Below are 6,594 nucleotides of genomic sequence, written 5' to 3'. Positions count from 1 at the left end.
ACTGCCGCGGCACCGGCGATGACCGCCGTTCCAGCGGTCGCCGGTAGCAGCAGGGCGGGCCACAAGGTGCCACGCAGGTCCGAGACCAGCAGCAGGAGCTCGTCGCGACGTTCCCGGCAGTGCTCGCATTCACCGAGGTGGGTGGTGACCGCGCGAGTGTGCTGCGCGGACAGTGTGCCTCGGACGTAGGCGGCGACCTTCGGCGCGTAGGGGCGGCATTCCGCACGCACGTCGGAGGACAGGTTGACCGCGAGATAAGCCTGGCGGAGCCCTTCTCGGGCTCGGTAGGCGAGGGCTGCCACCGCGTTGGGCGTGCTGCCCAGCGTGGCCGCCAGCGAGGCCGGCGAGCGGCCCTCGATCTCTGTGTGCCAGAGCACCTGCTGCCAGCGGTCCGGCAGAGTCTCGAACGCCTGGCGGACGAGCTCACGGTCCGTGGCGCGTGCCATCGGGTCGTCCGTGCGCGGCAGGATCTCGAGGATCGCCTGGTCTGTCGGCTGGCCGTCGCGCTGCGCGCTACGGTGCCGGTCGACCGCGAGACGCCTGACCACGGTGCGCAGATATGGGGTCAACTCGGCGTCGGGGCCGCCACCTTCGCGAACCCTGGTCAGCACTCGGGTGAAGGCTTCGGCGACGACGTCCTGCGCCTCGTCGCTGTTGTTGGTCACGATCCGCGCAACGCGCGACGCGTCGTCGTAATGACGGCGATACAGCTCGTCGTAGGCGTTCATATCGCCGTCGCGAGTACGCGAGATGAGCTCGGCGTCGCTCGGCGCTTCAGCTGGTGTGGTCAACGGTTCAGTCCCTACCTCTTCCGGTCTCCCGTTAGTCTAGGGAGTTCCGGTCGCGATGGAACCGGCCGATCGGCCCAGATTTGTCGCCGACCGTTAATCCGTCCTGAAGTCGTACGATTAGTTCAGTTACAAGCGACCGATCTTCTGGTAGTGGGACCAGGTCGACATCGAAGCCAACTGTGGTGAGTTCTCCGGTATTGAGCCGTTTTACCAAGCTGCCCCTCTCGAGTCGAGCGCGGTTATCGTCCGGAACAAGGGCTACTGCGCAGTGTGTACCGAATTGACTGAGTGTGGCCTCATTGCGCACCCGGTCATGGAGGGCAGAGGCCACCTGGAGGATGCACGAGATCCGCACCCAGGGGCTTTCCGGCTCGCGCCAGGTCACCACCAGAACTACCAGAGGCGAGGTCTCCCCGTCAGTCAAACGGTCGAGCTCGTGTATGCGGCCGAGTAAGTACCCGATGGTATGTAGTCCGGAGAGTGCATCTATTCCGGGCGACGCGCGGTCCGCCGCGACTGCGTCTACCCATGCATCGGTCACGACATGGCGCGCGCGAGTTCGCGAGAGGGGTGGATTGCCATTGGACTCCAGAATGTTCCAAAGTGCATCGACATCGTCTAATGCGCACGTTAGATCCGAGTTGTCCGAAACGGAATCCCACGCGTATACGGTCAATGCCTCGACGAGGCGCTGCGGCGAAACATCGCCTTCGGCGAGTGCCTCGAGGACGGCGTCCACGCCTGGCGGCGGGAGGAGGTCCTCCAGATCCGTGTAGTCGCCATGATGATGCGCCAGCCAAGACGCCGCGAGCGTCCCGGCTGGCGCACCCTGCCGGCTGCACCCCGACACGTGGCGCACTCGTCACCCCCTGTCGGTCGTGCGGTCCGCATTCCCCAGTCACTCACCAAAACGGCGTAGTGCGCCGGTTATGACGCGATCTTGGAAGGTTTTTTCGAATTGTCTCTGGGCAGGCCCTGAGCAGATACTTTGCGGCAACAAGCGACGAATCTCAACCCGAGGGCGGGGTGGGCCGAAGGTCGAGGTGGCGTGGCCGGCCGGCTCGCGGGGTTCAGCCGTCGATGTCCTCGGTCTCGGTGCCGTCAGTTGGGATGCCGTCAGTTGGGCTGCTGTCGGCTGCGGTGTCGTCGGCTGTGGTGCCCGCGGTTCGGCTGATCGCGCGACCGATGATATTCAGGCCCGTCGCCACGTCGTGGCCGGTCGGCGCGCGTTCCGGGTCGATGAGCCACTGCAGGACAAGTCCGTCGGCCAATGCGGTGACCACGGCGGCGACGGCGCGCGCCGAAGGGTCGTCCGGGGCGTCGTAGTACTCCCGGGTGAGTGATATCCCGTCTGTGATCTCTTGCTCGTAGTACTCGGCGAGCTGCGTGCGTAGCTCGTCGGAGCGTTCCGCCTGGGCCCAAGCCTCGATCTGGGAGACGAGCAACGATCGATACTCGCCGAACGCCTCGATGACTCGATTCCAGCCCGCGACGATGTCATCGAAGCTGGGTCCGCCGATGTCTTCGGCGCTGATCCGGGTGAACTCGCGGCTCATGTCCCGCATGGCCTCGATCAACGCACTATTGAGCAACGCCTCTTTCGAGCCGAAATGGTAGCCGATAGAGCCGAGGTTGGTGCTGGACGCGGCCACGATGTCTCGCGCCGTGGTGCGTGCGTACCCCTTCTCGTACAAGCAGCGCTTGGCGCCTTCGAGCAGGTCTTCACGGTGCCCCATAGCTGGAAACCATACCTTATACAGGCGTGCTAGACACACGTATAAGACATTTGTATATTTGGCGCATGGTAGAAGTGACCAAGAACAAGGCGGGCCGCCGGGAGTGGATCGGGCTCGCCGTGCTCACGTTGCCGGCGTTGCTGGCATCAATGGATCTGTCGGTGCTGTTCATGGCGGTGCCGTGGCTGAGTGCCGACCTCGAGCCGACGGGTACCCAGCTGCTGTGGATCATGGACATCTACGGCTTCTTCATCGCTGGTCTGCTGATCACCATGGGCACCCTGGGTGACCGAATGGGCCGGCGGAAGCTGCTGATGATCGGCGCCGTGGCGTTCGGCGCGGCGTCACTGATGGCGGCCTACTCCACGAGCGCTGAGATGCTGATCGTCGCCCGTGCCCTCCTGGGGATCGGAGGCGCAACGCTTGCACCGTCCACCCTGGCGCTTATCCGCAACATGTTCCATGACGACGCGGAGCGGCGGACCGCCGTAGCCATCTGGACCGGGGCCTTCAGCGCAGGCTTTCCACTCGGGTCGATCATCGGCGGTCTGCTGGTCGAGCAGTTCTGGTGGGGTTCGGTCTTTCTGATCAACATCCCGGTCATGGTGATGTTGCTGGTGCTGGCGCCAATGCTGCTACCCGAGTACAAGGATCCGAGGCCAGGACGTTTCGACCTGATCGGAGCGGTACTGGCGATGGCGGCGGTGCTGCTGGTCATCTGGGCTCTGAAGGAGTTCGCCGAGTACGGGTGGGATGTCCTCCCGGCGATCGCGATGGCCATCGGGTCGATACTCGGTTACCTCTTTGTGCGCCGGCAGCGTTCCCGCCCCGATCCGTTGCTGGACGTCGGTCTGTTCCGGTATCCGGCCTTCTCCGCCTCGATCGGGGCGAACCTGGTGCTCATCCTGGCGAGCGCGGGCGTCGGCATGCTCGTCGTGCAGCACATGCAGCTCGTGATGGACTACCGTCCGGTGACCGCCGCGCTGTGGATGCTGCCCATGGTGGCCGTGATGATGGTCGGGATCTCACTCGGAACCATGGCGGTGCGGTGGATCCGGCCGGGCGTGGTCGTCGGTGCGGGGCTGGCCTTCGGCGCTGTCGGGTTCGCTCTGCTCACCCGACTCGATGCAGATGACTCGATCGCGGCGCTGATCGGCGGATACAGCGTCATGGGATTCGGGATGGGCACCGCGCTCTCCATGGCGTACAACATGGTGATCGCCACCGCCCCGGCAGAGAACGCGGGTGCCGCGGCCGCCGTGAACGAGACCGGCTCCGAGCTTGGCGGTGCGCTGGGGATCGCGACGCTGGGAAGCCTGGCCGCCGCCGTCTACACCGACGAGGTACGGGATGCGCTTCCACGCGACATCTCGGCCGAGGCCGCCGACACGGCTACCGGCACCCTGGGCGGTGCGGTCGCCGTGGCCGAGGAGCTGCCGCCTGAGCTGGCCGAGACGATGGTCGCGGGCGCGCGGGACGCGTTCGTTCATGGACTCAACATGTCGGCGGTCTTCGGGGCGGCGTTGCTGGGTGTCGCCGCCGTAGTGGTCACCCTTCTGCTCCGCAAGGTGCCCCTACCGTCGACGAGCGAGTAAGAGGCCGGGCGGGAGCGGGCGCCGGCGACCATGGGCTCTGGTTCAGCTGACTCCAAGCCGGCCGAGGACCTCGTCATGGAGCCGGCCGTTCGTGGCAAGCGCGCCGTTGCCCATCGGAGCAGGTTTGCCGGCCAGGTCGGTGAAACGACCACCGGCTTCCTCCACGATGGGCACCAGCGCGGCGACGTCATGAAGTGCCAGCTCAGGCTCCGTTGCGATGTCGACGGCGCCGTCTGCCAGCAACATGTACGACCAGAAGTCGCCGTACCCGCGCGTGCGCCAGCATGCGCGGGTGAGGTCCAGGAACGCGGGCAGGGCACCGTGTTCCTCCCACTCGGCCAGGTCGGAGTAGGACAGCGACGCGTCGCTGATGGCAGCGACGTCAGAGACTCTGCAGCGGCTGGCTGCTGAGAGCGACCGTCCGGTCCACGCACCCGAACCTCGTGCCGCCCACCAGCGTCGGTTCAGCACGGGCGCCGACACCACCCCGGCCACCACCTCGTCTCCGACCATCAGTGCGATCAGCGTCGCCCACACCGGCACGCCCCGGAGATAGTTCTTGGTGCCGTCGATCGGATCGATCACCCAACGACGTGCGCTGTACCCGTCGGAGCCGAACTCCTCACCGACGATGCTGTCCCGCGGGCGCGCCCGGGACAGGGTGCGGCGGATCGCCTCCTCGGTCTCCCGGTCGGCGTCGGTGACCGGCGTATCGTCGGCCTTCGTCTCTATTCGGAGATCGTCCGCGCGGAACCGGGACAACGTCTGGGCGTCGGCGTCATCGGCGAGAACGTGCGCGAACCTGAGATCGTCATCGTGGGCCACCACCAGAATGTAGCGCGTTCAGAGGCAACAGTTCGCGCGGCGTCTCAGTCGCCGGCCTGACGCTCCCGGCTCGCCAGCAATCGTCGGAACGATTCGACGCGCTCAGGCACCAGCCGTCCGGCGGCGACCGCCACGTCGAGCGCGCACTCCGGTGCGCCGTATCCATGGGTGCAGCCGCGCGGGCACTCGTCCGTCTCCGAGGCCAGGTCACCGAACGCGTGGATGAGCGTGTCCGGATCGACGTGAGCGAGCCCGAACGAGCGGATTCCCGGAGTGTCGATCACCCAGCCGCCTTCGGGCAGCCGGAGCGCAACCGCGCTCGTGGAGGTGTGCCTGCCACGACCAGTGACCAGATTGACTGTACCGGTCGCACGGTCCGATCCCGGGACGAGCGCGTTGACCAGGGTGGACTTCCCGACTCCGGAATGGCCGACCAAGACGCTCGACTGTCCGTGCAGCGTCTCGCGGAGCCTGCGGAGAGGGTCCGGCAGACCGGGGTTCGCTGCGCCGACGTTGCCCAGCTCGGTGACGATCATGGGCGTGTTGAGCGGCTCGTAGGCGTCGATCAGCGGTGCGGGGTCGCCGAGATCCGCCTTGGTGATGCACAACAGCGGGGTCATCTCAGCGTCGTACGCAGCGACCAGGCATCGGTCGATCAACCGTGGACGCGGCTCCGGGTCGGTGACCGCGGTGACGATCACCATGCGATCGGCGTTGGCGACGACGACGCGTTCCACCGGATCGTCGTCGTCGGCGGTACGGCGCAGCACCGACGCCCGAGGGTGTACCCGGACGATCCGGGCCAGCGACCCCTCCTGTCCGGAGACGTCACCCACCAGGCTCACCCGGTCCCCGACCACCACCGCGCCCCGACCGAGCTCACGCGCGCTCATGGCGACGACGATGTGGGCGTCGCCGTCCGTGACGCACGTGTAACGGCCTCGGTCCACGGCGATCACCATGCCGGACAGGGCGTTGCGGTGGGCCGGCCGGATCTTGCTCCGTGGGCGGGAACCGCGCCCAGGACGGACCCTGACGTCGCTTTCGTCGTACGACGACGGGGACCGCCTGGAGCTCACGCCACGCGCTCCGGCTCGAGCATGGCCGCCCACATGCCGGGAAACTCGGGGAGGGTCTTGGCAGTGGTGGCGATGTTCTCCACCTGGACGCCCGGTACGGCCAGGCCGAGTACGGCACCGGCCTGAGCCATCCGGTGGTCGTCGTAGCTGTGGAACACGCCGCCGTGCAGCGGCCGCGGACGGATTGTCAGGCCGTCGTCGGTCTCGGAGACGTCGCCGCCGAGACCGTTGATCTCGGTCGCCAGCGCCGCCAGCCGATTGGTCTCGTGGCCACGAATGTGCCCGACGCCACGGAACTGCGACTCAGAGTCGGCCATTGCCGCGAGACCGGCCAGAACCGGTGTCAGCTCGGCGACGTCGCGCAGGTCTGCGTCGATGCCCTGGACCGTACCGGTCCCACGGACCGTCAGGCCGTCGTCGTCGAGCTCACAGGTGGCGCCCATCCGGGAGAGCAGGTCGCCCAGGGCCGCTCCCGGCTGGGTGGTAGCGGCCGGCCACCGCGGGATGTGGACGGTGCCACCGGTGAGCAGGGCGGCCGCCAGGAACGGCGCCGCGTTGGACAGGTCGG

The 6,594-nt window shown here is 67.0% G+C and carries 5 protein-coding genes and 1 pseudogene; 1 reads left to right on the top strand and 5 read right to left on the bottom strand.

Annotation, left to right across the window (positions count from 1 at the left end; translation table 11 throughout):
• A partial coding sequence (locus ELR45_RS17600; RefSeq protein WP_129667543.1) for a sigma-70 family RNA polymerase sigma factor occupies window positions 1-791 on the bottom strand: 791 nt, incomplete at its 3' end.
• 1,070 nt (window positions 792-1,861) lie between these two features.
• On the bottom strand, window positions 1,862-2,527 hold the full coding sequence (locus ELR45_RS17595) for a TetR/AcrR family transcriptional regulator (protein WP_129667542.1): 666 nt from the start codon (window positions 2,525-2,527) through the stop codon (window positions 1,862-1,864).
• A 65-nt stretch (window positions 2,528-2,592) separates the two neighbouring features.
• Here ELR45_RS17595 and ELR45_RS17590 point away from each other — a divergent pair, with 65 nt between their 5' ends.
• On the top strand, window positions 2,593-4,122 hold the full coding sequence (locus ELR45_RS17590; protein WP_129667541.1) for an MFS transporter: 1,530 nt from the start codon (window positions 2,593-2,595) through the stop codon (window positions 4,120-4,122).
• 42 nt (window positions 4,123-4,164) lie between these two features.
• On the opposite strand, the gene hisN is transcribed toward ELR45_RS17590, so the two are convergent.
• From hisN to ELR45_RS38220, 3 genes and pseudogenes are all read right to left on the bottom strand, one after another.
• Complete coding sequence (gene hisN, locus ELR45_RS17585) at window positions 4,165-4,950, bottom strand: histidinol-phosphatase (RefSeq protein ID WP_129667540.1); 786 nt, start codon at window positions 4,948-4,950, stop codon at window positions 4,165-4,167.
• 41 nt (window positions 4,951-4,991) lie between these two features.
• The gene (gene rsgA / locus ELR45_RS17580) at window positions 4,992-6,026 is read right to left on the bottom strand and encodes a ribosome small subunit-dependent GTPase A (RefSeq protein WP_129667539.1); all 1,035 of its coding nucleotides are present in this window, start codon (window positions 6,024-6,026) and stop codon (window positions 4,992-4,994) included.
• A pseudogene (locus ELR45_RS38220) lies at window positions 6,023-6,594 on the bottom strand (3-phosphoshikimate 1-carboxyvinyltransferase); the annotation flags it as partial. The pseudogene ELR45_RS38220 and the gene rsgA, both read right to left, overlap by 4 nt.

Source organism: Phytoactinopolyspora endophytica (genome assembly GCF_004138495.1).
Lineage (GTDB): Bacteria > Actinomycetota > Actinomycetes > Jiangellales > Jiangellaceae > Phytoactinopolyspora > Phytoactinopolyspora endophytica.
This window is presented reverse-complemented; position numbering and strand designations above follow the sequence as displayed.

What these genes read in the sequence shown, in the direction of transcription:
- ELR45_RS17595 (WP_129667542.1), bottom strand. Translation starts at nt 2,527, where the DNA reads ATGGGGCACCGTGAAGACCTGCTCGAAGGCGCCAAGCGCTGCTTGTAC.
- ELR45_RS17590 (WP_129667541.1), top strand. Translation starts at nt 2,593, where the DNA reads ATGGTAGAAGTGACCAAGAACAAGGCGGGCCGCCGGGAGTGGATCGGG.